This is a genomic window from Nocardiopsis synnemataformans (genome assembly GCF_965343085.1).
GTDB classification, from domain to species: Bacteria; Actinomycetota; Actinomycetes; order Streptosporangiales; family Streptosporangiaceae; genus Nocardiopsis; species Nocardiopsis alborubida.
The window spans coordinates 35,847-61,059 of sequence record NZ_CBDRFA010000031.1 but is presented as its reverse complement, the minus strand read 5'-3'; the positions used below and the strand labels follow the sequence as shown (position 1 = coordinate 61,059).

General features: G+C 70.8%; 20 protein-coding genes and 1 pseudogene. 7 read left to right on the top strand and 14 right to left on the bottom strand.

Annotated elements, in window-relative coordinates; all coding sequences use genetic code 11:
• Positions 1-26 precede the first annotated feature (26 nt).
• Positions 27-1,259: pseudogene (locus tag ACSIH6_RS18925) on the top strand (RNA-guided endonuclease InsQ/TnpB family protein).
• A 39-nt stretch (positions 1,260-1,298) separates the two neighbouring features.
• Here ACSIH6_RS18925 and ACSIH6_RS18920 read toward each other — a convergent pair.
• From ACSIH6_RS18920 to ectA, 9 genes are all read right to left on the bottom strand, one after another.
• Complete coding sequence (locus ACSIH6_RS18920) at positions 1,299-3,410, bottom strand: RNA degradosome polyphosphate kinase (RefSeq protein WP_435109618.1); 2,112 nt, start codon at positions 3,408-3,410, stop codon at positions 1,299-1,301.
• A 165-nt stretch (positions 3,411-3,575) separates the two neighbouring features.
• A complete protein-coding gene (locus ACSIH6_RS18915; RefSeq protein WP_435109617.1) occupies positions 3,576-4,508 on the bottom strand; it encodes a CPBP family intramembrane glutamic endopeptidase in 933 nt (310 codons plus the stop codon).
• Between the two features lie 165 nt (positions 4,509-4,673).
• Positions 4,674-5,510 (bottom strand): ectoine/hydroxyectoine ABC transporter ATP-binding protein EhuA, encoded by an 837-nt coding sequence (gene ehuA, locus ACSIH6_RS18910; RefSeq protein WP_435109616.1) that lies wholly within the window; start codon positions 5,508-5,510, stop codon positions 4,674-4,676.
• Positions 5,497-6,135, bottom strand: a complete 639-nt coding sequence (ehuD, locus tag ACSIH6_RS18905; RefSeq protein ID WP_435109615.1) for an ectoine/hydroxyectoine ABC transporter permease subunit EhuD — start codon at positions 6,133-6,135, stop codon at positions 5,497-5,499. The genes ehuA and ehuD overlap by 14 nt, the downstream gene beginning before the upstream one ends.
• Positions 6,135-6,863 (bottom strand): ectoine/hydroxyectoine ABC transporter permease subunit EhuC, encoded by a 729-nt coding sequence (gene ehuC, locus ACSIH6_RS18900; protein WP_435109614.1) that lies wholly within the window; start codon positions 6,861-6,863, stop codon positions 6,135-6,137. The genes ehuD and ehuC overlap by 1 nt, the downstream gene beginning before the upstream one ends.
• A gap of 7 nt (positions 6,864-6,870) precedes the next feature.
• A complete protein-coding gene (gene ehuB, locus ACSIH6_RS18895) occupies positions 6,871-7,725 on the bottom strand; it encodes an ectoine/hydroxyectoine ABC transporter substrate-binding protein EhuB (RefSeq protein WP_435109635.1) in 855 nt (284 codons plus the stop codon).
• A gap of 507 nt (positions 7,726-8,232) precedes the next feature.
• Positions 8,233-8,628 carry an ectoine synthase gene (locus tag ACSIH6_RS18890; RefSeq protein WP_435109613.1) on the bottom strand — a complete coding sequence of 132 codons (396 nt, stop codon included), beginning with the start codon at positions 8,626-8,628 and terminating at the stop codon, positions 8,233-8,235.
• 131 nt (positions 8,629-8,759) lie between these two features.
• Positions 8,760-10,025 (bottom strand): diaminobutyrate--2-oxoglutarate transaminase, encoded by a 1,266-nt coding sequence (gene ectB, locus ACSIH6_RS18885; RefSeq protein ID WP_435109612.1) that lies wholly within the window; start codon positions 10,023-10,025, stop codon positions 8,760-8,762.
• Between the two features lie 89 nt (positions 10,026-10,114).
• A complete protein-coding gene (gene ectA / locus ACSIH6_RS18880) occupies positions 10,115-10,612 on the bottom strand; it encodes a diaminobutyrate acetyltransferase (RefSeq protein WP_435109611.1) in 498 nt (165 codons plus the stop codon).
• Positions 10,613-11,348: 736 nt separating this feature from the next.
• Between ectA and ACSIH6_RS18875 the strand changes: the two genes are divergently transcribed.
• The 3 genes from ACSIH6_RS18875 to ACSIH6_RS18865 all read left to right on the top strand — a co-directional run bounded on the left by ACSIH6_RS18875 (position 11,349) and on the right by ACSIH6_RS18865 (position 13,123).
• Positions 11,349-11,618: a WhiB family transcriptional regulator gene (locus ACSIH6_RS18875; protein WP_017567881.1), complete on the top strand. Its 270-nt coding sequence runs from the start codon at positions 11,349-11,351 to the stop codon at positions 11,616-11,618.
• A 187-nt stretch (positions 11,619-11,805) separates the two neighbouring features.
• Positions 11,806-12,474, top strand: a complete 669-nt coding sequence (locus ACSIH6_RS18870; protein WP_435109610.1) for a copper resistance protein — start codon at positions 11,806-11,808, stop codon at positions 12,472-12,474.
• Positions 12,437-13,123, top strand: a complete 687-nt coding sequence (locus ACSIH6_RS18865; RefSeq protein ID WP_435109609.1) for a copper resistance CopC family protein — start codon at positions 12,437-12,439, stop codon at positions 13,121-13,123. The genes ACSIH6_RS18870 and ACSIH6_RS18865 overlap by 38 nt, the downstream gene beginning before the upstream one ends.
• 273 nt (positions 13,124-13,396) lie before the next feature.
• Here the strand turns inward: ACSIH6_RS18865 and ACSIH6_RS18860 are convergent, their stop codons facing one another.
• Positions 13,397-14,158, bottom strand: a complete 762-nt coding sequence (locus ACSIH6_RS18860; RefSeq protein WP_435109608.1) for a PP2C family protein-serine/threonine phosphatase — start codon at positions 14,156-14,158, stop codon at positions 13,397-13,399.
• Positions 14,159-14,979: 821 nt separating this feature from the next.
• Here ACSIH6_RS18860 and ACSIH6_RS18855 point away from each other — a divergent pair.
• Together ACSIH6_RS18855 and ACSIH6_RS18850 are read left to right on the top strand one after the other, a co-directional pair.
• Entirely contained in the window at positions 14,980-16,257 is a 1,278-nt protein-coding gene (locus tag ACSIH6_RS18855; protein WP_435109634.1) for a glycosyltransferase, read from the top strand.
• Positions 16,258-16,388: 131 nt separating this feature from the next.
• Positions 16,389-17,360 carry an anti-sigma factor RsbA family regulatory protein gene (locus ACSIH6_RS18850; RefSeq protein WP_435109607.1) on the top strand — a complete coding sequence of 324 codons (972 nt, stop codon included), beginning with the start codon at positions 16,389-16,391 and terminating at the stop codon, positions 17,358-17,360.
• On the opposite strand, the gene ACSIH6_RS18845 is transcribed toward ACSIH6_RS18850, so the two are convergent.
• Positions 17,350-17,697: an STAS domain-containing protein gene (locus ACSIH6_RS18845; protein ID WP_026115296.1), complete on the bottom strand. Its 348-nt coding sequence runs from the start codon at positions 17,695-17,697 to the stop codon at positions 17,350-17,352. The two genes, ACSIH6_RS18850 and ACSIH6_RS18845, sit on opposite strands and share 11 nt — an antisense overlap.
• A gap of 96 nt (positions 17,698-17,793) precedes the next feature.
• Entirely contained in the window at positions 17,794-18,555 is a 762-nt protein-coding gene (locus tag ACSIH6_RS18840; RefSeq protein ID WP_061081872.1) for an ANTAR domain-containing response regulator, read from the bottom strand.
• Positions 18,556-18,667: 112 nt separating this feature from the next.
• On the opposite strand from ACSIH6_RS18840, the gene ACSIH6_RS18835 reads away from it, so the two are divergent.
• On the top strand, positions 18,668-19,837 hold the full coding sequence (locus ACSIH6_RS18835) for a GAF domain-containing protein (RefSeq protein ID WP_435109606.1): 1,170 nt from the start codon (positions 18,668-18,670) through the stop codon (positions 19,835-19,837).
• Between the two features lie 11 nt (positions 19,838-19,848).
• Here ACSIH6_RS18835 and ACSIH6_RS18830 read toward each other — a convergent pair whose 3' ends face one another.
• Both ACSIH6_RS18830 and ACSIH6_RS18825 read right to left on the bottom strand, forming a co-directional pair.
• Positions 19,849-20,487: a response regulator gene (locus tag ACSIH6_RS18830; RefSeq protein ID WP_150249704.1), complete on the bottom strand. Its 639-nt coding sequence runs from the start codon at positions 20,485-20,487 to the stop codon at positions 19,849-19,851.
• A 6-nt stretch (positions 20,488-20,493) separates the two neighbouring features.
• Complete coding sequence (locus ACSIH6_RS18825; protein WP_435109605.1) at positions 20,494-24,909, bottom strand: HAMP domain-containing protein; 4,416 nt, start codon at positions 24,907-24,909, stop codon at positions 20,494-20,496.
• Positions 24,910-25,213: the final 304 nt, after the last annotated feature.

The window sequence follows — 25,213 nt, the reverse complement described above, 5'->3', positions numbered from 1 at the left end:
GCAGAGCGGTCGCTACGGTGTGTTCCATGACGAGGAAGAGCGTGAAGCGGGCGTTCCGGTACCGCTTCTATCCGACCGATGCGCAGGCGGCCGAGCTGTCGCGCACGTTCGGATGCGTGCGCCTGGTCTACAACCGCGCCCTGACCGAACGCACCGCCGCCTGGCACACCGACCAGCGGAGGCTCTCCTACGCCGACTCCTCCACGGCACTCACCGCCTGGAAGAGGACCGAGGAGCTGTCCTTCCTCACCGAGGTCTCCTGTGTCCCGCTGCAACAGACGCTGCGCCACCTGCACACCGCTTTTCGCAACTTCTTCGACCGGCGCACGAAGTACCCGCGGTTCAAGTCGCGCAAGAAGTCGCGCGCCTCGGCGGAGTACACCGCGAGCGCGTTCCGCTACCGCGACGGGCATCTGACCTTGGCCAAGATGGCCGAACCCCTGGACATCGTGTGGTCGCGTCCCCTGCCCGAAGGCGCCCATCCTTCGACCGTGACGGTGTCGCGTGATGCCGCCGGGCGCTGGTTCGTCTCGCTCCTGTGCGAGGACACCATCACGTCGGCCCCAGCCGACCACCACGCGGTCGGCGTCGACATGGGTGTGACGTCGCTGGTGGCGTTGTCCACGGGGGAGAAGGTGGCCAACCCCCGCCACGAACAGCGTGACCGGGCGAAGCTGGCCCGGGCCCAACGGACGCTGGCCCGTAAGGCCAAGGGCAGCGCGAACCGGGACAGGGCCCGCCGCAGGGTGGCGCGGGTGCACGCCCGCATCACCGACCGCAGGCGCGACTTCCTGCACAAACTCACTACTCGACTCGTCCGCGAGAACCAAGCGGTCGTGATCGAGGACCTGACCGTACGCAATCTGATCAGGAACCGTCGGTTGTCCCGGGCGATCTCGGATGTGGCCTGGCGTGAGCTGCGCACCATGCTGGAGTACAAGTGCGCCTAGTACGGGCGGGACCTGGTCGTGGTGGACCGGTTCCTCCCCTCCTCCAAGGCGTGCTCGACCCCCGGGTGCGCCTACGTGCACGAGTCGCTGCCGCTGCACGTACGCGAGTGGACGTGCCCCGGGTGCGGCATCACTCACGACCGGGATGTGAACGCGGCGAACAACCTCAGGGCCGCCGGGCTGGCGGCATCTGCCTGCGGAGCTGGTGTGAGACCTCAACGGGACTCCTCCCCGACGGGGCGACCGGTGACGAAGCAGGAAGGCCACGGGGCGACCCGTGACGAGGCCCTGGCCTCGAACCACCACTAGGTGGTTCCGGAATCTCCCGCCTTCGGGCAGGAGAGGAAGTCAACCGCCCTCCACCACGCGCAGGTGGCGGTCGCCGCGCAGGCTGTCCTGGAGGTCGGTGAGCGGGCGCCCGTCGCCGTCGCGGGTGAACCGGGTCCACGTTCCGTCGGGTTCGAGCCGCCAGGACGAGGTGCCGTCGTCCATCGCCAGGTCCATGAGGCGCACCAGCCTGCGGCACTGCTCGGTGTCGGCCACGCGCACCAGGGCCTCGACCCGGCGGTCGAGGTTGCGGGGCATCAGGTCGGCGCTGCCGATCCACACCTGGGGCCGCCAGCCGTTGGCGAAGACGAAGATGCGGGAGTGCTCCAGGAAGCGGCCCAGGATGCTGCGCACCCGGATGTTGTCGGACAGGCCGGGCACCCCGGCGCGCAGGACGCAGCTGCCGCGCACCCACAGGTCGACGCTCACTCCGGCCTGGGAGGCCCGGTACAGGGCGTCGATGATCTCCAGGTCGACCAGGGAGTTGACCTTGATCCGGATGCGGGCGGGCTCGCCCTTGAGGCTGTTGTCGATCTCGACGGCGATCTGTTCGAGGAGGCTCTCGCGCAGGGCGGCGGGCGCCACGAGCAGGCGCTGGTAGTGCTTCTTGCGGGAGAAACCGGTGAGGCTGTTGAACAGGTCGCTGACGTCCTCGCCCACCTCGGGGTCGGCGCTGAACAGGCCGAGGTCCTCGTACATGCGGGCGGTGCTCGGGTTGTAGTTGCCGGTGCCCACGTGGCAGTAGCGGCGCAGCAGCCCGTCGTCGTCGCGGCGGACGACCATGGACAGCTTGCAGTGGGTCTTGAGGCCGATGACGCCGTAGACGACGTGGCAGCCCGCCTGTTCGAGCTTGCGGGCCCACTGGATGTTGTTCTGCTCGTCGAAGCGGGCCTTGATCTCGACCAGGACCACGACCTCCTTGCCCTCGCGGGCGGCCTCGATGAGGGACTCCACGATGGGCGAGTCGCCGCTGGTGCGGTACAGGGTCTGCTTGATCGCCACGACCTCGGGGTCGGTGGCGGCCAGGGCCAGGAAGCGCTCGGTGGTGGTGGCGAAGGACTCGTAGGGGTGGTGGACGAGGATCTCGCGCTCGCGGACGGCGGCGAAGAAGTCGCCTGAGGTCAGGGCGCGCGGCTCGACGGGGACCATGGGCGGGTAGCGCAGCTCGGGGCGGTCGGTGTCGGCGATCTGGGACAGTCCGGCGAGGTTGAGCGGGCCGGGGACCCGATAGATCTCCTCCTCCTCGGCGCCCAGCTCCTCGGTGAGTATGGCCAGGGCCTCGTCGCTGATGTCGTGTTCGACCTCCAGGCGCACGAGCGGGCCGAAGCGGCGGCGCAGCAGCTCGTTCTCCAGGGAGGTGACGAGGTCGTCGGTCTCGTCCTCGTCGACCTCCAGGTCGGCGTTGCGGGTGACCCGGAAGGCGTTGTGCTCCAGGATCTGCATGCCCTCGAAGAGCTGGGGCAGGTGGGCGGCGACGATGTCCTCGACGGGGACGAACCGGCCGCCCTCGATGTCGCCCAGCTCGATGAAGCGGGGCAGGGAGCTGGGGATCTTCACCCGGGCGAACATGCGGCGCCCGTCGCGCGGGTCGCGGACGGCGACCGCGAGGTTGAGCGAGCGGCCGGAGATGTAGGGGAAGGGGTGCGCGGAGTCGACCGCGAAGGGCGTCACCAGCGGGTAGACGGAGCGCTGGAAGTAGCCGCGCAGGTTCTCGCGCTCGACGGTCTCCAGTTCGCTCCAGCGCACGACGCGGATGCCGACCTCGCGCAGGGCGGGCGCGACGCTGTCGTGGAAGCAGGCGGCCTGGCGGAGCATGAGCTCGCGGGTGAACCGGGAGACGCGCCCGAGCAGCACGCGGGGGTGGTGCCCGCTGGAGGAGGCGACGGCCAGACCGGTGGCCAGGCGGCGCTTGAGCCCGGCGACGCGCACCATGAAGAACTCGTCCAGGTTGCTGGAGAAGATCGCCAGGAACCGCGCGCGTTCCAGGAGGGGGATGTCCTCGTCCTCGGCGAGTTCGAGCACGCGCTGGTTGAAGCGGAGCCACCCCTCCTCCCTGTCCATGAACCTGTCGGCGGGAAGCTCGGGCGTACCGGCGGCGGGCCCCTCGGGTGTTGGCGCTGTTTCCGTGCTCACAGTGGGCAGACTCCCCCTTTTCCATGACCGCGAGGTGACAACCCCGTGAGGGGAAAATGACCGCGACACGACCGGTGTGGGCCCTCTGTAGCCCTATGCCCGCTCCTGCCGTGGTTTCCTCCTCCTGACCGCCGGTTTTACCGTTCGTCCGCTGGGCGGGTCCGGTCACATGACACCGGTCTGGAGGTCGGGGGGCATGAGCATCAGGAACATGCCGACACGCATCACCACCTGGATCCACGTGTTGCGGAAGCACGTCCACAGGTAGCCGTAGAGGAGGCTGGCCGTGGCGTAGGTGAGCAGGGCCAGGCCGGTGTTGTACACCAGGTCGGTCCCCGGCAGCTGGGACACCGCGTCGTAGGGCTGGATGAGGGCGTAGGTGAGGGCGAAGACCACCGAGGTGACGACGATGCCTCCCCAACGGCCCATGAGGATCTCCAGGCGGGTCTGCACCATCCCCCGGAAGAAGATCTCCTCGCACACCGCCATGACGGTGAACGCGAGCACGTAGCCCAGCAGCTGGAGGGAGGGCCCCGGCAGTCCCAGACGCGGGATGAGCAGGTAGCCGATCAGGACCAGCGCGATGGCGATCGGGACCATCCCGAGCCAGCGCCAGGGCTCGGACACCTTCAGGGCGACCGCGGGCATGGCGGTGCCCTTGCCGTCCAGGGTGATGCCGGAGCGGTCCATGACCAGCAGCGGCAGGGTGAACAGGAACAGCAGGCGCGAGACCAGCGCCTCGGACATGGCCAGGTCGGCGCCGAACACCGCCTCGTAGGTGGCGAAGAGCATCGACAGCAGCGCCATGGACACCACGAAGCCGGTGAGGAACAGCCCCAGCCAGCCCAGCTCGCGGACGATGGGATGACCGTCCATCGCCTGGACGACGCGGCGGTCCAGCTGTTCGCGGGCGCCGAAGCCCCTGACCATGGCCCAGGCCAGGATCCCGCCGATCAGCATCGGGGACCAGGAGATCAGGAAGAGGACCAGGGAGTCGTCGAGGACGTCGGAACGCAGCACGGGGTGGGAGAGCATCGGGACCGCGACGAGCAGCAGGGCGACCAGTACCCCCCAGACGAGCCCCCATCTTCGCACCATGGTCACAAGAGTCCCCCCTGTCTCAGAACTCTCATTCTGCCCAAGGGGAAACTAAAAGCTACTTAATGACTACGGTATGTCGTCACTCGCCTCGACATGTCCCGTCACACCGAGGGGCCGCTCCCCAAGGAGCGGCCCCGGCGGTACGCGGGCGCGGGAGGCCCTTCAGAAACCGTTGTCCAGGACCGAGCGGAGGAAGGATCTGGTCCGCTCCTCCTTCGGGTCGCCGAAGATCTGCTCCGGCGTGCCCTCCTCGGCGATCTGTCCCTGGTCGAACATGAGCACCCGGTGCGAGACGTCGCGCGCGAAGCCCATCTCGTGCGTCACGCACAGCATCGTGATGTCCGTGGTCTCGGCGATCTCGCGCAGCACGTCCAGGACCCCGGCCACCAGCTCCGGGTCCAGGGCCGAGGTGACCTCGTCCAGGAGCAGGATCTCCGGCTGCATGGCCAGCGCGCGGGCGATCGCCACGCGCTGCTGCTGGCCGCCGGAGAGCTGGGTCGGGTGGGCGTCGATCTTGTCGCCGAGCCCGACCAGCTCCAGCAGTTCCTCGGCCTTGGCGTTGGCCTCGCCCTTGGGGGTGCCCAGCACGTGCACGGGCGCCTCGGTGATGTTCTGCCGGACGGTCATGTTCGGGAACAGGTTGAACTGCTGGAACACCATGCCGATGCGCTTGCGGCGCGCGCGCAGGTAGGACTCGTTCGCCCGGGTCAGCCCCTGGCCCTTGCGCATGTGGCTGAAGGGCTCGCCGCCCACCCAGATGACGCCCTCGGTGACCTTCTCCAGGGTCATCAGCAGGCGCAGGATGGTGGTCTTGCCCGAACCGCTCGGACCGATGAGGGTGACCCGCTCGCCGGGGGCGACGGAGAAGTTCAGGTGGTCGAGCACCGTGAGGTCGCCGAAGCGCTTCACCACGTCGTCGAAGACGATCAGGGACTGGTCCTGGGAGCCGCTCCCGACACCCTGGGGTTCTTCGTTCACGGTGGTGTCAGACGGCGGCATAGCGTCGCTCCAGTCGTCGGATGAGGATGGCGGACGGGATGCTCACGAGGAGGAACAGGATCCCGACCAGGGTGTAGGCCTCGACGATGCGGAAGTCCGCGCTGCCGACCTGCTGGGCCTCGGTCAGCAACTCGGGCACACTGATCGCCAGCAGCAGCGGCGTGTCCTTGAACATCGCGATGAGGTAGTTGCCCAGCGCCGGGATGACCTTGCGGATCGCCTGCGGCAGCACGATGGCGCCCCAGGTGCGGCTGGTGGGCAGGCTCAGCGCCCGGGCCGCCTCCCACTGTCCCTTGGCCACGCCCTCGATGCCCGAGCGGTAGACCTCGGCGGTGTAGGCCGCGTAGTGCACGCCGATCACGACGACGCCCACGGTCATCGCGGAGATGTCGGCCGGGGTCAGGAGGAAGACGAACACCAGCTGGATGATCAGCGGGGTCGTCCGGATGAACTCCATGACCGCGTGCAGGACGGAGCCGAAGATCGGCGTCCGGCGGGCGATGGCGATCGCCAGGCCCAGGACCAGCGCGATCAGGTAGCCCAGGACGGTGATCTGGACGGTCACCCACAGGCCGCCCAGCAGGTCGGGCATGACCTCGAAGGTCCACTCGAAGTCCCAGAACATCACTTGGCCACCCCCGCCTTCGCGTCGACGGCCGGGGGCCGCAGGAGGGACGCCAGGCCTCCGCCGCCCGGCGCGGCGCGGCCCAGCTTGCGGTTGGCGCGGCGTTCGAGCAGTCGCATGCCGAGGATGAGCACCTGCGCGATCAGGTAGTAGAGGACGAATGCGCCGATGAAGGCGACCACCGTCTCACCCGTGGCCTGGCGCATGTTCTGCGCCACGGCCGTCAGGTCGGCCACACCGATGAGGTAGGACACCGCGGTGGCCTTCATCAACTCGATGTTGAGGTTGCCGAACGTGGGCAGCATCTGGGCCCAGGCCTGGGGCAGCACGACCAGGCGCGTCCGCTGGAACCAGGAGAGGTTCAGCGCGACGGTGGCCTCGACCTGCGGCTTGGGCACGGCGTTGATGGACGAGCGCACGACCTCGGCCCCGTAGGCCCCCAGGTTGAGGCCCACGGCGAGGATCGCGGCGAAGTTGTCGGCCAGCTGGTAACCGGTCAGCTGGGGCAGGGCGAACGCCATCCAGAACATCAGCACCAGGGCGGCGATCCCCCGGAACACCTCCACGTAGACCGTGGCGACGACCCGGGGGAGCCAGTGCCGGATCGTCCCCATGATCCCGAAGACCATGGCGAGGACGAAGGCCAGTGCGATGCCCCCGAGGGTGAGCTGGATGGTGACCCATGCGCCCTCGGCGTAGAGCGGCAGTCGCTGGATCAGGAAGTCCACTGCGGGTTCATCCCTCGCAGAGTTCGGCGGTGGTCGTGTCGTCGGGCAGGTCGGCCTCGGTGAAGCCCCACTCCTCGCCCAGCTCCAGGAGGCGTCCGCTCTCCTTGAACTCGGCGATCACCCGGTTGACCTCCTCCAGGAGCTGGGTGTCCTGCTGGCGGAAGCACAGCCCTCCCCAGCCCTTCTCCTCCTGGCCGTCGATCTCGGGGAAGAACGCCTCGGTGACCTCGAAGGGGCCGCCCCGGTCCTGGAGCAGGTAGGTGTGGGACACGCTCAGCATGGACATCGCGTCGACGCGCCCCGCCTCCAGCAGCTCGTAGCCGGCGGTCTGGTTGGGGATGAGCTCCATCTGGTTCTCGGGCACCTCGAAGTACTCGGCGTAGCTCTGCTCGACCGAGCCGTTGAGGACCGCGAGCATGAGGTCGGGGTTGTCGACGAAGTCCGTGAAGTGCTGGATGCCGTGCGGGTTGCCCTCCGCGACCATGAAGGCCTCGGGTGAGGTCGCGGTGGGCTCGCTGAAGGCGACCTGCCCGCAGCGCTCGGGGGTGATGAACACACCGGCGGCGATGACGTCGAAGCGGTTCGCGTTCAGGCCGGGGATCAGCCCGTCCCAGTTCACGGAGGAGGCCTGGATCTCGGGGACGCCCAGCTCCTCGAAGACGGCCTTGGCCACGGCGGGGGACTGTCCGGCCGGGTTGCCGGAGTCGTCGACGAAGCCGAAGGGGATCTCGTTGGCGAGGCCGACGGCCACGAAGCCCTGTTCGCGCAGCCGGTCCAGGGTCGAGGCGCCCTCCTCCCCCTCCCCGCCGCCACCGCCGTCGACGCGGCTGCACGCGGCCAGGCCGAGGGTGGCCAGCCCCACGCCTCCCAGTCGGAGTGCGTCACGGCGGCCCCAGGCTCCTCTGCGTACTGCGGGTACCTGCTTCTTCACGACTGCTCCTCGAAAGACTCACGGGGGGCGGCGCTCTCGCCTGGCTGGACGACAGTGCCGCGCATTCGGATCGGGATGCCTGGTGTGGGCGGTCCGCGGCGCCAGGGCCGCGGCTGCGGCCGCCGCCCGGGGACAGGGCGCGGCGGCATAAGTACGGGGGTCTCCCTCCCCGGACAGAACCGGCAGTAACAGGACCCGTTTAGTCCGTTATGCACTGGTTATGCACGTGCAGTCTCGGAGTTACCCGGCCTTTGGCCTGCTCAGGGCGGGTCACCTGGTGCTCGTGACCCTGAGTCCGAACCCCCGTCACCCTGGGGCGCCATCCGCGCGACACCGCGCGGACGCCCCGGCGTCGCCCCGGCGCCCCCGTTTCCCGACGCGAACGGGCGGGGGCCGATCGGCCCCCGCCCGCGTGGTCTGACAGTCCTGGGACGGCCCTTAGGCGTCTTCCTCGACGACGAGGGGGTAGACGCCGTTCTCGTCGTGCACCTCACGCCCGGTGACGGGCGGGTTGAACACGCACAGCACGCGGAAGTCCGTCTTCGGGCGGACGGTGTGCCTCTCGTGGCCGTTGAGCAGGTAGAGGGTGCCGGGGGTGATGGTGTGCTTCTCCCCGGTCTCCTCGTTGGTCAGCTCGGCCTCGCCCTCGATGCAGTGCACGAGCTCGACGTGGTTGGCGTACCAGAAGGTCGACTCGGTGCCCGCGTACAGGACGGTCTCGTGGAAGGAGAAGCCGACCTTGTCCTTGGCCAGGACGATCCGACGGCTGCGCCAGTTCTCCGTCTTGATGTCGGCGTCGGTGTCGTTGACCTCGTCCATGCTGCGAACGATCACTGTGTCCCCCTCTACGCGCTCTGAGCGCTTCCTGTGGTGATGCGGCACGGGTACGGGGCCGGGCGACGTCCCGAGGGTCGCCGCCCGGCCCCGTACCCACGTGGGTGTGGAGTCCCCTGGCTGGAGACTTCCTAGGCGGGCTGAGCCGCCTTGACCGCGGCACGGGCCGCGTCAGCCATGATGTCAAGACCGGCGGTGAGCTCCTCCTCGCTCGCCGTGAGCGGCGGCAGGAGCTTGGCCACCTCGTCCTCGGGGCCGGAGGTCTCCAGGAGCAGGCCCCGGTCGAAGGACTCGGCGGCGACCCTCTTGGCGATGTCGGTCCGCTCGAAGGCCAAGCCCCGGGCCATGCCGCGGCCGCGCACGTGCGCGCCGAACTCGGCGTGCTCGGCGGCCATCTCGGCCAGGCGGGCGGCGACCATGTCGCCCTTGGCCTTGACGGAGTCGGCGAAGGCCGAGTCGCTCCAGTAGCGGCGCAGGGCCTCGCTGGCGGTCACCATGGCCGGGTTGAACCCGCGGAAGGTGCCGTTGTGCTCGCCCGGCTCCCACACGTCCAGCTCGCGCTTGAACAGGGTGAGGGCCATGGGCAGGCCGTAACCGCTGATGGACTTGGACAGCGTGACGATGTCCGGGGTGATCCCGGCCTCCTCGAAGCTGAAGAAGTCGCCGGTGCGGCCGCAGCCCATCTGGATGTCGTCGACGATCATGAGGATGTCGTACTCGCGGCACAGCTCCGAGAGCTCGCGCAGCCACTGGGCGCTGGCGGCGTTGATGCCGCCCTCGCCCTGGATCGTCTCGACGATGACGGCGGCGGGCTTGTCCAGGCCGCTGCCGCTGTCGTCCAGCAGGCTGCGCAGCCACAGGAAGTCCGGCGTCTTGCCGTCCAGGTAGTTGTCGAACGGCATCGTGGCGACGTGGCCCAGCGGCACGCCCGCGCCGCCGCGCTTCATCGAGTTGCCGGTGACGGCCAGGGCGCCCAGGGTCATGCCGTGGAAGCCGTTGGTGAAGTTGACGATGGTCTCGCGACCGGTGTACTTGCGGGCCAGCTTGAGCGCGGCCTCGACCGCGTTGTTGCCCGCGGGTCCGGGGAACTGGATCTTGTAGTCCAGGCCCCGGGGTTTGAGGATGATCTCCTCGAAGGTTTTCAGGAACTCGCGTTTGGCCACGCTGTAGGCGTCGAGGCTGTGCACGATCTTGTCGTCGGTCAGGTACTCGATGAGCGAGGTCTTCAGCTCGGGGTTGTTGTGCCCGTAGTTGAGCGACCCCGCTCCCGCGAAGAAGTCGAGGTAGGGCTTGCCGTCCTCGGAGTAGACGTGGCTACCGACGGCCCGGTCGAACACGACCGGCCAGTTCCGGCAGTATCCGCGGACTTCGGACTCCAGGCGCTGGAAGGTCTCCATCGTGTGTTCCTCGGTTCCTTTATCCCAGGTTCGTGGGCTCATGGCTTGGGCGACGGGGTGGGTCGGACGGGTCCGGCGCGGACGATCGGTCATGCTCCGGGCCCGGCTCCGAGGGGTCCGATGCGTACGAGGTCCTCGGGGTCGTGCGGGGTGTCCCCCTGCGGGAAGTGCTCCCCGGTGAAGAGCGGACTCCACACGGCCTCGGCGTCCCGGTCTCGGGCGAACGAGGCGAACAGGGCGCGGGAGGCGGTGTTGTCGGCGGTGACGGTCGCTTCGAGGTAGCGCAGGCCGCTGTCGGCGATCCGGTCGCCGACGAAGTCGAGCATCCGGCGGGCCAGCCCCTGTCCGCGGTACGCGGAGTCGACGGCGACCTGCCAGAGGAAGTACGTATCGGAGCTGTCGGGCCGCACGTAGCCGGTGACGTAGGCCGCGACACGGCCCTCGTCGTCGCGGGCGACGACGCTGGTCGTGGCGAAGTCCCGGCACCAGAGCGCGTAGGCGTACGGGGAGTTGACGTCCATGCCGTTCTCCCGCGCCAGCCGCCACATGTGCGGCCCGTCCTCCGGGGACGGGTGCGACAGGCGCACGCCTCCACGGCCCGCGGCGCCTGGGTCTTCCGAGGCCGTGGCCCCGGTGTCAGTCCGGTCGCGTGCTTGGAGGTTCGTTCGTAGATGTGGCACGTCGATCGAACTTAGCGAACGAATGTCAATGACATTTCGCGGAGGCCGCCCGCGGATGTTTGGGCAGACCGCTCACGGGTAGGGCCTGTTTATTTAGTAGTGCCCCAAAGCTCTGACCAGGACGTTCGGGGGTCGCCCGGGAGCGGACGGGACACGCGCTCACGCCCTGCCCAACAGGGGGTTCGACGCCGTGGCCGTGCGGGCCGGATCCGGGGCGCCGCCGGGGAGGGCAGCCGTTCGCGCCCGGGGGGCCGACAGCCGTCAGGGTCAAACATAGATCCTCGCAGAGCAATATTAAGCGTGCGTTAAGTCACAACGATTCGGTGGAAAGCTCGCGACATAACGCCACTTTGGGCTCCCGGCTCGCGCCACACGGTACGCCGGAAGGGGCCCGGGGCACACGCGCAACGCCGACACGCGGAAGGGCGCGGCGGGCCCACGCCCGGGGACGTCCTTGAGATTTCCGGTTTTTTCACGCAGACTCCGTGTAGTACTACGCTGGGTCGTACTACAATTGGTCGCATCGCCGCGCCGCGGTTCCCGGGTCGATCACCCGTGGGCGGTGGGGCGGAGAAGCCCCCTGACCCGGCCGTGGAAGCACGGCACGGGGCCAGGGACCACCAGCCACGGATCGGAGGCGCCCGTGAACCGCCTGTACCACGAGAGCGAGGACTGGGTCCAGCAGGGCAACTGCCGCTCGCAGGACCCGGAGATCTTCTTTCCGGTGAGCAGCACCGGGATCGGGCGCGCCGACACCGAGCAGGCCATCGCCGTCTGCCGCAGCTGTACTGTTCGCCAGGAGTGCCTGCGGTGGGCCCTGCGGGCGGGAGAGGCTCACGGAGTCTGGGGTGGGACCACCCCCGAGGAGCGCCGCTACATGCGTCGCGAACTCGTCCCGGCCGGTCGTCACTGACGAGGGCGACGGGGGCCGCCGGAGGACGTCAGTCCGCCCGGCGGCCCAGCCCCTCGGTCCCCGCCGACCCGCCTTCGCCCCACCCGCCGCCCGAGCGGCCGCGCCCTGCGCCGGCCCGCCCGGGCCGCGCGACCGCCGCACCCCGGGGATCTTGCGACCCTCCGGGGCACGGCCTAGGTTCTTTCTCGTGCGACCCGCTCACGGCACGCTCCGCCTCCTGCGCACGGCACTCCTCGCCGCTGCGTGCACGGGGCTTGCCTGGGGCGGGCACAACCTGTGGGCCGCGGCGCCCGCCTCCCTCGGGGGACTGGCCGCGGCGACCGCGGTCCTGTTCCCCCTGCTGTGGTACTTCACCCGCACGATGCGCGGGTTCGGCGACATCTTCGCCGTCATGGCCTGCGTGCAGATCCTCCTGCACCTGGTGTTCCAGGGCTCGGGCGAAGCCGCCCCCGGCATCCTCGACACAGGCGCCGGCCACGCCGGACACGGCCTGCTCACCCACGCCCTCGGCCTCGCGCCCGGCATGCTGTTCGCGCACCTGTGGGCGGCCCTGCTGGCGTCGGCGCTGCTCGCCCACGGCGAGGCGGCCCTGTGGTTCCTGACCGCCCTGCTCATCCGGGCGCTGCCGCCACTGCGCGTGCCCGGCCTCGCGTTCGGCGCCCGTGTACCGCTCACGGGCTCCGCCTCCCGGGCCGCTCCCCCGCCCGTCGCGCTCTCGGCGCACGGCCCGCGCGGGCCTCCCCCTCCCCGGGGCGTCCCCTCGCGACGCCCCCGCGCGCACGCCGGAACGTACCGAACGCTGAGAGAAGATGACCACCATGACCCGCAGCACCCGCACCCCCGACACCGCCGCTGAACCCTCCCGCGCGCTCCCGCGCGCGGCCGCCGCCGTGCTGGCCCCCCTCGCCGCGGCCGCCCTGGCCCTGGCCCCCTCGCCCGCGCTGGCGCACGACGTCCTGACCGGGTCCAACCCCGAGGACGGGGCCACCCTGGACACCGTGCCCGAGGAGGTCGTGCTGAGCTTCAACAACTCCCCGATGGAGGGCGGCAGCGGCAGCGCCGTCGTCGTCACGGGGCCGGACGAGGAGACCACCTACGAGGAGGGGGACCTGGCCTTCGACGGCACGGACGTGTCGGTGGGCCTGGCCCCGCTGGACCAGGCCGGTGAGTACACCATCGGGTTCCGCGTGGTCTCCTCCGACGGCCACCCGATCCAGGACACCCTGACGTTCTCGGTGACCGAGGAGGCCGTCGCCGCGGCGGCCCCGGAGCCCGAGGAGAGCGAGACCGCGCAGGAGCCCGCCGGGGAGACGGCGCAGGAGCAGGCGCAGGAGCCCTCCGACGAGGTGAACGCGGACGAGGCCGCGGGCGAGGAGGAGTCGGGCGGCGTGTCGCCGGTGGCGCTGGCGGTCGTGGCCGTCGTCGCGGTCGCCGGTATCGCCGCGGTCGTTCTCGTGGCCGTGCGCATGCGCAGGCGCCCGGGTGGGGACGCCGGGCGGAAGTAGGTACCGGCGAGACGGCCGAGGGGCCCGTACGCGCCTCCCCAGCGGGGGGAGGGCGTACGGGCCCCTCGTCGTGTCCGGCGTGCGGTCCGCCCGTCCGGTGACGGGGAGGGCGGACACGGGAGGCGTCGACGGCGTCCGCTCGCGCGGGGGCCGGGGCCGTGCGTCGGGGGATGCTGGCGGATGGGGGGTTCAGGGGTCGGTGGGCGGGCCCGGGGCCGACTCGGTCGGGGGGGGACGGGAGCCGACCGCCGGGGCCGACTCGGTCGGGACGGGTCAGACGCGGCGTGCCAGCAGGATGCTGATGTTGTCCTTGCCACCCGCCTCCATGGCGGCCTGCCACAGGGCGTACACGGCGGCCTCGTCGCTGCCCGCCTCGGCGATCATCCGCTCCATCTCCTCGGGCAGGACCAGGTCGGACAGGCCGTCGCTGCACATGAGCCAGGCGCTGGGGTCGGCCGCGTCGTCCCGGCCCACGTGCGGGACCATCGTGCCGCCCGAACTGCCGCCCAGGGACTGGGTGATGAAGTTCGTGGTGACCGGGCGGCCGTCCTCGGACGGGGGCAGCGCGGGCGAGTCGTCCTCCGAGAGCTGGCGCAGGCGGCGCCCCTCCAGGCGGTAGGTGCGGGAGTCGCCCACGTTGAACCAGAAGTTGCCGTCGTTGTTGAGCAGGACGCCCGCGACCGTGGTCCCCATGCCGGAGAACTCGGTGTGCTGGGTGGCGTGGTCCTTGATCTCCTCGTCGATGTTGCTCAGCAGCTGGGCGATCTCCTCGGGGCCGTTGAGACGCGGCCCCATCTCGGCCATGCGGTGCACGGCGTGCTCGGAGGCGATCTCCCCCGCGGCCTGACCGCCGATCCCGTCGGCGACCGCCAGGATGACGGGCTCCCCGACCGGGAGGACGCAGCGCACCGGCGAGGTCATGTTCGCACTGGCGACGGTCAGGGCACCCATGACGGCGGCGTCCTCGTTGGCGGGGCGGATAGCGCCCCGGTGCGTGAGGGCCGTGACAATGACTTCCCCACCAGCGACACCCATACGCCCTTCCTCCCGTTTCATCGGCCGTGGCCGGTTGCCCGGCGCCCCGCGCCGGGCCTTGGTCGAGTCCCGTTCAACGTCTGGATTCTGTCACCGTACCGAGCCACCGCCGGAGTGGGTCAAAATCCGCGTACATCATGGCGGAAAACACCCGGATACGCAGTTCCCGCCCCGGTTCCCGCCGCCAGAAGTGTCGTGCCGGGCGATCCGCGGTCCGCGCCGCGCGCTCACGGTGTTCCGGTCTGACAGTAGCGGCGGTACCGCCGCCCCGACAGGGGCCACCCACGGGTACCGCGAAACCGCAGACCAACGGGGAGAACTCCGAGGTTACGGACGGCACCGAAACCCCGGAGTTCTTGGTGCCGGATCGACGTCACGTTGTCGAGACGTGAACCGTCTGGCAGAATGGGCCCCGTTGGGTGTCTAAGACGCAGACACACACGACCAGCCCCGTGCGGCATCATCCTGTCACGCACGGTGGCCCCAGTCTTCCCCGACCGGTCGTTTGGTGTGATCTTCGTGCGTCTTCCCTTCTTTCTTCCTCTTCTTCCTCCGCTCAGCGGCAGCCGTAAGCGCCACGCGCCTACGGCTCCTCGTGCTGTCGGGAGGCCTCCACCGGCGCGGCGCCCGGCACCGTGTGCCGCCCTCCCCTGACCGTGCCTCCTCCCCGCAGCCTCCTTCCGCCGGACCCGGCCCCACGGCCCGAGGACCAGCACGACGGCCCCAGCCCCACCCGTGAGGACTCCGATCCCCGCTCCGGAGTCGCCTCGGGCGCACCTACGACGGACACCGACGAGACCGTGTCCAAGGAGTTCAGCCCAGTGAAGATCGCCATGGTCGCCGAACACGCCAATCCCCTCCCCGCACACAGGGGAGAACCCGCCTGCCCCGCGAGCCTGCACGTGTGCGCCCTGTCCCGGCAGCTCGCCAAGCGGGGGCACCGGGTGACGGTCTACGCCCGCCGCAGCGACCCCGACCAGCCCGACGGCCGCACCCGCATGGCGCGCGGCGTCTCCGTCGCCTACCTGGACGCCGGTCCGGCCCGGCCGCTGCCCGCCGAGGAGCACGCCGAGCACACCGGCGCCTTCGGCAGCGCCCTCGCCTCCGTCCTGGACGAGGACCACCCCGACGTCCTGCACGCGATCGGCTGGACCAGCGGTCTGGCCGCCCTGCACGCCCAGGCGCACAGCGAGGGCGACCAGAGCGGCACGCCCATCGTGCAGACCTTCCACTCCCTCAACGCCAGCGAGCAGCGCTCCGGCCTCGGCCACCACCCCGAGCGCGCCCGCATGGAGACCATCCTCGCCTCGCGCGCCGACCGCGTGCTGGTCAACTCCACCGACCAGCAGGTCGAGCTGGCCCGCCTCGGCGTCCCCCGCCACCACGTCAACGTCGTGCCCTTCGGTGTGGACCCCGACCACTTCAGCGTGGAGGGCAGCGCCTCCGCCGAGCACTGGCACTCCCGGCGCGAGGAGCGCGCCCGCCTGGTCTCGGTCACCTCCCTGACCGAGGCAGGCGGCGCCGACCGGCTCGTGGAGGCCATGACCCGCCTCCCCGAGGCCGAGCTGCTGCTCGTCTCCACCGCCGAGGACCTGGACGTGGCCCTCGACGAGAACGCCCGCCGGATCGAGCTCCTGGCCAAGGAGGCCGGGGTGGACGACCGCGTCCACCTGGCCGGGCCCGTGGAGCGCAAGGAGCTGCCCCGCCTGCTGCGCTCCGCGGACGTGTACGTGTCCGCCGCCTCCTACGAACCCTACGGCGGGGCCGTGCTGGAGGCCATGGCGTGCGGCCTGCCCGTGGTGGCCACCGCCACCGGCGCCACTCCGGGGGCCGTCCTGCACCGCACCAGCGGCGTGCTGATGCGCTTCGGCCGCCCCGACGAGGTCGTGCGCTCCGTGCGCTCCGTCCTCAACACCCCGACCATGAGCACCGCGTACGGCATCGCCGCCGTGGACCGGGCCCGCTCCCGGTTCACATGGCAGCGGATCGCCGTCGAGACGGAGCTCGCCTACGAGCGCTCCCGCCCGCAGCAGACGGAACAGGACCGCGCCGACGAGGACGAGACGGACGGTCTGCTACTGTCCGGGACCGCACACTGAGCCGTGCCCGTCCCGACAGCGTGCCCGTCCGACCGGTCCCCCGGGGTTTCCTCGGAGGGGTCGGAACGGGTACACAGACAGTGGCGCCCGGCGGCCGGACGGCCGGCTCCGGGCGCGGACGCCACGTACCGATGACCTTCGAACACCAGGGACTGCTCTTCCGCCGCGGGCAGCGGTTCCACGAGGTGGCCCGGCAGCGGTTGCGCTCAGCCGTACGCGAAAACGCCCACGCGGTGCTCGCCGTCTCCGGTGACCGCGCCGTCGCGCTCACCCGGGCGCTGTCGGCCTCCGAACGCGAGCGCGTGCACGTCCTGGAGCGGGACCGGTTCTACGACGCCCCGGGGCGCACCCTGGCCGCCCTGCACCGCCTGGCGCTCGTCCACGACCCCGTGCCGGTGGTCGTGGTGGCCGAGCCCCCGCTGCCGGTCTCGGGGATGGAGCTGCGCGAGTGGCACCGGCTGGAGTCGGTGCTGTCCACGGCGCTGGCCCCGCAGCGGCTGAGTCTGCTGTGCGTCCACGACGACCGGGACCTGACCCCGCGGACGCGGTCCGCGGTCCTGGCCACCCACCCGGTGCTGGTGGAGCCCGACGGGCCCCGGTCCAACCCCGCCTACCTGGGCACGGCGGCCTTCGGCGCCCGGCCGGTCGCCCCGGAGCCGCTGCCGGTCAGCGGACCCGTGCACCGGCTGGAGATCGGGCTGTCCCTGCCGCGGCTGCGCGGTGACCTGACGGCGCTCGGGGAGGCCGTGGGGTTCCCGCCCGAGCGGATCGACAGCCTGGTGGTGGCGGTGAACGAGCTGGCCGCCAACGTGCTGGAGCACGGCGCGGGCAAGGGCACCGTACAGGTCTGGCGCGCCCCGGGGCGGTGGGTGTGCGACGTGTTCGACGAGCGCGGCGGGCTCTTCGACCCGCTCACCGGCTACCGTCCGGCCGACAGCATGCGCCCGCGCGGGTACGGGCTGTGGATCACCCGGCAGACCTGCGACTTCCTGGAGATCAGCGGCAGCGGTGGGGGGTCCCTGGTACGGCTGCACTTCGTGGACGGGGCCGGGGAGCCCGGGGCCGTCCGGGAGGCCGGGACACGGGCCCCGCTCAGCCCCTGAGGGAGTCCGCCGCGGTGCCGGTGCTGGCCACGATCGGGATGACCTGGTCGATTCCGGCTATCACGAACAGGCGGTTGACCTGCGGCTGGGGCTCGGCGACCACCAGCCCCACGCCCAGGTCGCGGGCCTGCCGGTAGGCGGAGACGAGCACGCCGATGCAGCGCGAGTCGCAGAAGGACACCTTGGCGAGGTCGACCACCACCCCCCGGGGCGGCTCGGCGGCCAGGAGGCCGTCGAGGACCTCGGCCAGCGCGGGAGAGGTCACCGCGTCCATCTCCCCCGCGGGGGTGACGACGACGACGCCATCCTCGCGACGGATCGAGATGTCTGACGTCACGGTCACTTCTCCTTCTTGTTCCGGGACGGCCCCGAGCCCTCATCATGGCGCTTTTCGATCACGCTCGGGACTCATCGCCCGGTGTTGCCCGCCCGTTCACCTTCGGTCGGGGCGCATCCGGGGCTGGGGGCCGGTGTTCTCCGCCACGAGGTCGCGGGCCACGTCCACCACCCGTTTGCGGTTGCGCTGGGCGACCTCGCGCAGCGCGGTGAAGGCGGTGTCGGCGTCGCAGCCGCGGGCGTGCATGATGATGCCCTTGGCCTGGTCGATCACCGTACGCGCGGACATGGCCCGGCGCATGTGGGCGGTCTCCCTGGCCACGTCGGCCTGGCGTCCGGCACTGTACAGCGACACCGCGGCGTGCTCGGCGAGCAGGGCGGTCAGCGGGGCGACGACCTCCTCCTCGAAGGCGTCGGCGCGGCCGGAGTGCACTCCGAAGGTGATCACCCGGTCGTCGCCCTCGCCGGGCAGCAGGCTCGGCAGGGTGATGGAGGAGCGGTCCCCGCACTGGACCGCCATGCTGGTGTAGCGGGGCCAGCGGTGGGGTTCGCGCAGGATGTCGCCCACCCGCACCTGGCCCATCTCGCGGACGGCCTCGACGGTGGGCCCCTGGTCGGTGGTGTACTGGTGCTCGAAGGCCGCGGACAGGTCGGCGTGGGAGGCGCCGTAGTCGGTGACGACGTGCCGCACGGAGCCGTCGGCCCCCTCGACCTCGCGCCAGACCACGACGAGTGCGGCCGAGCAGCCGGGGACGCCCAGGGCCGCGGCCCTGCTCATCTGGTCCAGGGCCCGTTCCAGGGTGGTGCTGTCCGCCTGTCCCAGCGCGCCGATGTCCCGGGCCAGGCGTTCGATCCACACAGTCGGGGCCTCCTTCCGTTTCCGGGCTCGGACTAACCGTAACCTTGGGAGACCGCGGGAGCGGACATCCGCTAGCTTCGGGAAGACGCCATCCACGACGGGAGACCTGAGCGTGTCGGAGAACCTCGCCGGGTTGCAGCGTGAGATCACCGCACTGGGTGAACGCATCGCGGCCCTGCGCAACACGCACACCATGTATCCCGACGACGCCCAGGGCACCGCCGAGGCGGCCCTGGCCGAGCTGGAATACGCCGAACGCCTGCTGGGCGACGCGGGGGCCGAGCTGGCCCGGGCCCACGCCCAGCCCGAGCCTCGCCGCCAGGGCGACGACGGCGACCGGGCCCTGCTGCGCGCGATGTTCCAGGAGCTGAGCGTCCCCGCCGTGCTGCTGGACCACGAGGGCTACATCCGGCGCATCAACAACTCCGGGGCCGCGCGGCTGGGCAGCGCTCCGGGCTACCTCACCGGCAAGCCCTTCGCCCACTTCGTCGACCTGCGCAAGCGCGCGGCCATGCAGTCCTGGCTGGCCGCGGTGCTGCGCGGCGACGGCGACGCCGCGCTGGAGTCCCGGCTGGCCCAACGCGGCTGGGCCGAGGACGTGCACCTGACCCTGACGCGCCTGGAGCTGCCCAGCGAGCCCAACCCGCTGGTGCTGGTCGCGATGTCGCCGCCGATGAACGGCGTCGAGGAGGAGGGCCCCGCCCCGCTGGAGACGGAGGTGGAGGACCAGGTGGTGGTGCTGGCCGCGCGCAGGCTGGACGTGCTGACCCGGATGACGCGGCTGCTGCTGCGCTCGGCCGGGCCCGGCGGGGCCGGGGAGCCCCTCGCGCTGGCCGACGCCGCCGACCTGCTGGCCGACTCCTACGCGGACTGGGTGGTCGTGGACGTGTGCGACCTGCCCATCTCCTCCGACGCGCCCCGCCGCGCCGTGGTCGCGGGTCCGGCCGACGCGCTCCCGGCGCAGAGGGAGGCGGTGGCCTCGGCCGCGCCCGGCGACTCCGACATTCCGGGCGAGGTGCTGGACCGGGGGCAGTCCCTGCTGTTCCCGCTGATCGAGAACGAGGCCGTGCTCGGCCACGCCCCGTCCGGGGCGCCGCTGCTGTCGATGCTGGGCGCGGGCTCGCTGCTGTCGGTCCCCCTGCGCGGCAGCCGGGGCGTGCGCGGTGCGCTCACCCTGATCCGCCGCAGCAACCGGGGCAGCTTCCGCCTGGCCGACCTGGGCCTGATCGAGGAGATCGGCGAGCACATCGGTCTGGCGCTGCCGCCCCGGCCCTCCGTCTGAGGGGGTCGCCGCTACTCGGGGCCGTGGAGGGTGTCCACCAGGGTGGACAGGCGCGAGACCGCGCTGTCCACCCGGCGCACGCCGTCCACGAGGCTCTGGTCCACGTCCTGGTAGTTGGTCACGATGTGCTCGCGCAGCTGGGCGAGGTCGGCCTGCACCTGGTGGGAGCGCTGCGCCAGCTGTTCGGCCAGGACCTTGCCGGGCTCGCCCGTCTCCTGGCCCAGGTCGCGCTGGAGGGCGCGGGCCTGCTCGCGCATCTGCGCCTTGAGCTGGTGCAGCTCCACGAACACCTCGACCTTGGAGCGCAGCACCCAGGGGTCGAACGGCTTGAGCAGGAAGTCCACCGCGCGCGAGGCGTAGCCGCGGAAGACCTGGTGCCGGTCGACCTCCTGGGCGGTCAGGAAGATGATCGGCACGTCCTTGGTCTTCTCGCGCTGCTTGATGTGCGCGGCGGTCTCGAAGCCGTCCATCCCCGGCATGACCACGTCGAGCAGGATGACCGCGAAGTCGGTGCCCAGAAGGTGCTTGAGCGCCTCCTCACCGGAGTTGGCCCTGACCAGGTTCTGGTCGAGTGAGGTGAGTGCGGCCTCCAGCGCGATCAGGTTCTCGTCGCGGTCGTCGACGAGAAGGATGTTGGCCTTCTGGGTCACGTCGGGTTACTCCAGGTCTTCGCTCGGGGTGCTGGTGCCAGTCTCCCCGTTCGGATCGTTGTCATGCCCGGTGCCGGCCTCCTCCGGCCCGGCCGTCGCGCCGCCCCCGCCGTCGGCCGCCGCGCCGGCGATGGTCTCCTCGCGCCCCGCGGTGAGCCAGCGCCGCATGACGTCCAGCAGATGGTCCAGGTCGACCGGCTTGGTCACGTAGTCCGTGGCGCCCGCCGCGAGGCTGCGCTCGCGGTCCCCCTGCATCGCCTTGGCGGTGAGCGAGATGATCGGCAGGCCGGCGAACTGCGGCATCTCCCGGATCCGCTGGGTGGTCTGGTTGCCGTCCAGCTCGGGCATCATCACGTCCATCAGGACGAGCGCGATGTCCTCGTTGGCCTCCAGCCTGGCGATTCCGGCGTGTCCGTTGTCAGCGTAGAGGACCTCCAGGCCCTGCGCCTCCAGAGCGCTGGTGAGCGCGAAGACGTTGCGGACGTCGTCGTCGACGATGAGCACCCGCTGGCCGCTCAGGACGGCCCGCCGCTCGGGGTCGGTGCGCGGCTCGGACTCGGCCGCCTGCTCGGGCGCCTCACCGCTCTCGGCCGCCGCCGCGTGGGGCTCGGGTGCCTTGAGCACCGGGACCGTGGGCAGCGGCTCGTCGGTGATGTCGGTGAGGGCGGCCAGGGCCGCGTCGAAGTCCTCGTCCGGCATGGAAAAGCCGTCGTCCAGCGTGGAGGAGTCCAGGCCGCCGGTGTCCGCGCCGCGGCCGGGGTCGAGCATCGGCGCCGAGTCCGTACCGCTCAGGGCGCGGGTCGGGGACCCGGACTCCTCGGCCCGCTCCCCCGCGTCGTCGGGCAGGCGCACCGGGAGCAGCAGCGTGAAGGTGGAACCCTGGTTGGGCACGCTCTGCACGCGGATCTCGCCGCCCAGCAGGCGGGCGAAGTTGCGGCTGATGGACAGGCCGAGGCCGGTCCCGCCGAAGCGCCGCGAGGTGCCGCCGTCGCCCTGGTGGAAGGCCTCGAAGATGACCTGGAGCTTGTCCTCGGCGATCCCGATGCCGGTGTCGGCGACGGTGAACGCGATGACCTCCTCGTTCTGGACGAACATCTCCAGGTCGGCGTCATCCAACGCCCACGCGGGCTCGATGAGCAGCCGCACCTCCCCCTGCGGGGTGAACTTCACGGCGTTGGAGAGCAGGTTGCGCAGTATCTGCTGGAGCCTCTGCTCGTCGGTCCACAGCGTGCCGGGGATGTCCGGCGACACGTCCACCGCGAAGGCGAGCCCCTGGTCCCCGGTGACCGGGCGGAAGGTGGCCTCGACGTAGTCGACCAGCTGGGCGATGGAGACCTCGCTGGGCTGCACCTCGGCGCGTCCGGCCTCCACCTTGGACAGGTCGAGGATCTCGTCGATGAGCAGCAGCAGGTCGCTGCCCGCCTTGTGGATGGTCTGGGCGAACTCGACCTGCTTGGCGGACAGGTTCTGCTCGGCGTTGTCGGCGAGCAGGCGGGCCAGGATCAGCAGGCTGTTGAGCGGCGTGCGCAGCTCGTGCGACATGTTCGCCAGGAACTCGGACTTGTACTTGGAGGAGACCTGGAGCTGGTGGGCGCGCTCCTCCAGGGCGTTGCGGGAGCGCTGGATCTGCTGGTTCTGGAGCTCGATCGCCCGGTTCTGGTTGGCGAGCTGGGTGGCCTTCTGGCGGAGCTCGGCGTTCTTGCCGCGCAGCTCCTCCTGCTGGCGCTGGAGCTCGTTGGAGCGTTCCCTGAGCTGGCTGGTGAGCTGCTGGGACTGTTCGAGCAGGTCCTCGGTGCGGTTGTTGGCCAGGATGGTGTTGATGGTGGTGCCGAGCAGGCTCACCAGCTGGCGCAGGAAGTTCTTGTGGCTCTCGCGGAAGTCGTCGTAGGAGGCGAACTCGATGGCGCCCAGCGAGCGCCCCTCGGAGACGATCGGCAGGATGTACAGGTTGCGCGGGGAGGCCTCGCCCAGGCCCGACTGGACCTTGACGTAGCCCGGCGGGATGTTGCCGACCTGCTGTTCCACCTGCTGGGCGAGGGCCTCGCCGACCAGGCCGATACCCGTGCGGACGCGGCGGCGGTCCTCGTCGGGATCGAAGCCGAAGCCCGCGTAGAACAGGAAGTTCTCCTGGTCGTCCTGGTCCTCGGGCAGGTAGCAGGCGCCGTGCTGGGCGCCGATGAGCGGCGTCACCTCGGTCATGATGAGGCGGGCCAGCTCCTTGAGGTCGCGGTGGCCCTGGATGTGGCCGGAGATGCGGGCCACGTTGGACTTGAGCCAGTCGGCGTCGCGCTGGGTGGCGGTGGTCTCGCGCAGGTTGGACACCATCAGGTTGATGTTGTGCTTGAGCTGCTCCATCTCACCGCGGGCGTCGACCTGGATGTTGCGGGTCAGGTCGCCCTTGGCGACGGCGTTGGCGACCTCGGCGATCGCCCGCACCTGCGTGGTCAGGTTGCCCGCCAGGCCGTTCACGCTGTCGGTGAGCTGCTTCCAGGTGCCGGTCACTCCCTCGACCTTGGCCTGGCCGCCCAGCTGTCCCTGGCTGCCCACCTCATGGGCCACGCGGGTGACCTCGGTGGCGAACGCCGACAGCTGGTCGACCATGGTGTTGACCGTCGTCTTGAGCTCCAGGATCTCCCCCTGGGCGTTGACGTCGATCTTCTTGTTGAGGTCGCCCGCGGCGACGGCCGTGGTCACCTCGGAGATGTTGCGCACCTGCGTGGTGAGGTTGTGCGACATCGAGTTGACGTTCTCGGTGAGGTCGTTCCAGATGCCGGAGACGCCCTTGACGTCGGCGCGGCCGCCCAGCTTGCCCTCGGTGCCCACCTCGCGCGCCACGCGCGTGACCTCGTCGGCGAACGCGGAGAGCTGGTCCACCATGACGTTGATGGTGTCCTTCAGCTCCAGGATCTCGCCCTTGGCGTTGACCGTGACCTTCTTGGTCAGGTCGCCCGCGGCCACCGCGCGCGTGACCATGGAGATCTGCCGCACCTGGTAGGTCAGGTTGTTGGCCATGGAGTTGACGTTGTCGGTCAGGTCCTTCCAGACCCCGGACACGTCGCGGACGTGTGCCTGTCCGGCCAGCTTGCCCTCGGTGCCCACCTCGCGGGCCACCCTGGTCACCTCGCCGGCGAAGGAGTCCAGCTGGTCGACCATCTTGTTGATGGTGTCCTTGAGGTCGAGCATCTCGCCCTGGGCGTCCACGGTGATCTTCTTGGTGAGGTCACCGGTGGCGACCGCCGTCGTCACCTGGGAGATGTTGCGGACCTGGTAGGTGAGGCTGTTGGCCATGGAGTTGACGTTGTCGGTCAGGTCCTTCCAGATGCCCGACACGCCCTTGACGTTGGCCCGGCCGCCCAGCTTGCCCTCCGTGCCGACCTCGCGGGCCACGCGCGTGACCTCGTCGGCGAAGGAGTCGAGCTGGTCGACCATGGTGTTCACGGTGTTCTTCAGGGCGAGCATCTCGCCCTGCACGTCGACCTGGACCTTCTGGGTGAGGTCGCCGCGGGCCACGGAGGTCGTCACCTGGGAGATGTCGCGCACCTGGTTGGTGAGGTTGTCCGCCATCGAGTTGACGTTCTCGGTGAGGTCCTTCCAGATGCCCCGCACGCCGCGCACGTTGGCGCGGCCGCCGAGCTTGCCCTCGGTGCCCACCTCGCGGGCCACCCGGGTGACCTCGTCGGCGAAGGTGGACAGCTGGTCCACCATCGTGTTGACGGTGTCCTTGAGGTCGAGCATCTCGCCCTGCACGTCCACCGTGATCTTGCGGCTGAGGTCGCCGCGGGCGACGGCGGTGGTCACCTCGGAGATGTCGCGCATCTGGTCGGTCAGGCGCGAGGACATCTGGTTGACCGACTCGGTGACCTCGCGCCAGGCTCCGGAGACCCCCTCGACCTGCGCGGTGCCGCCGAGCTTGCCCTCGGTGCCCACCTCGCGGGCCACCCGGGTGACCTCCCCGGCGAAGCCGCTCATCTGGTCGGCCATGCGGTTGACCGTGGTGGCCAGGCGCAGCAGGTCGCCCTTGAGCTCGCCGCGGCGGCCCTCGGTGGAGGCGCGGCGGCTGAGCTGGCCCTCCGCGACCGAGTCCAGGACCCCGGCGACGTCGGTCACGGGTTCGGAGACCTCGTCGAGCAGGACGTTGAGCGCCTGGGCGCTCTCGCCCCAGGCGCCCCGGGCCGGGTTGACGTTGACGCGCTCGTTGAGCCTGCCCTCGTTGCGGACGACGTCGCCGACGCGCTGGAGCTCGTCGCTGAGCTGTTCGCTGTGGTCGACCACCTCGTTGAAGACGGACGCGATCTCCCGCATGGTGCCGCCGCCGCGCTTGCGCAGACGGACGCTGAAGTCGCCGTCGCGCATGCGGTACAGGGCACGCAGAATCTCGTCGAGCTGGTCGTCGGCCGCCAGTTCCTTGACCGCCTCGGGCATCGAACCCCCTCCTCAGCCTGCTCCGCCACCTCGGCTTCCCGTCCCGGCCCCCGTGGACCGGCACGCCCGCGGGCGGATCGGCCCGCGGAGCGCGCACGGGACAGGGGGGTCCGCGCGGTGTCCGCCGCGTCGACCCCCTGGTGACACCCCCGTCACGCTACCGGCGAGGAGTACCACCCGAAAGAAGCGCATGTGTCGACTCACACTAACCGGCCGGGCCGCCCCGCACAGGAGGCTTGGCGATGTTGTCCCCCCGCCGCCGCGTCCGGGACGGGCAGGGCCGGCGCGGCCCCGCGCGGGCGGC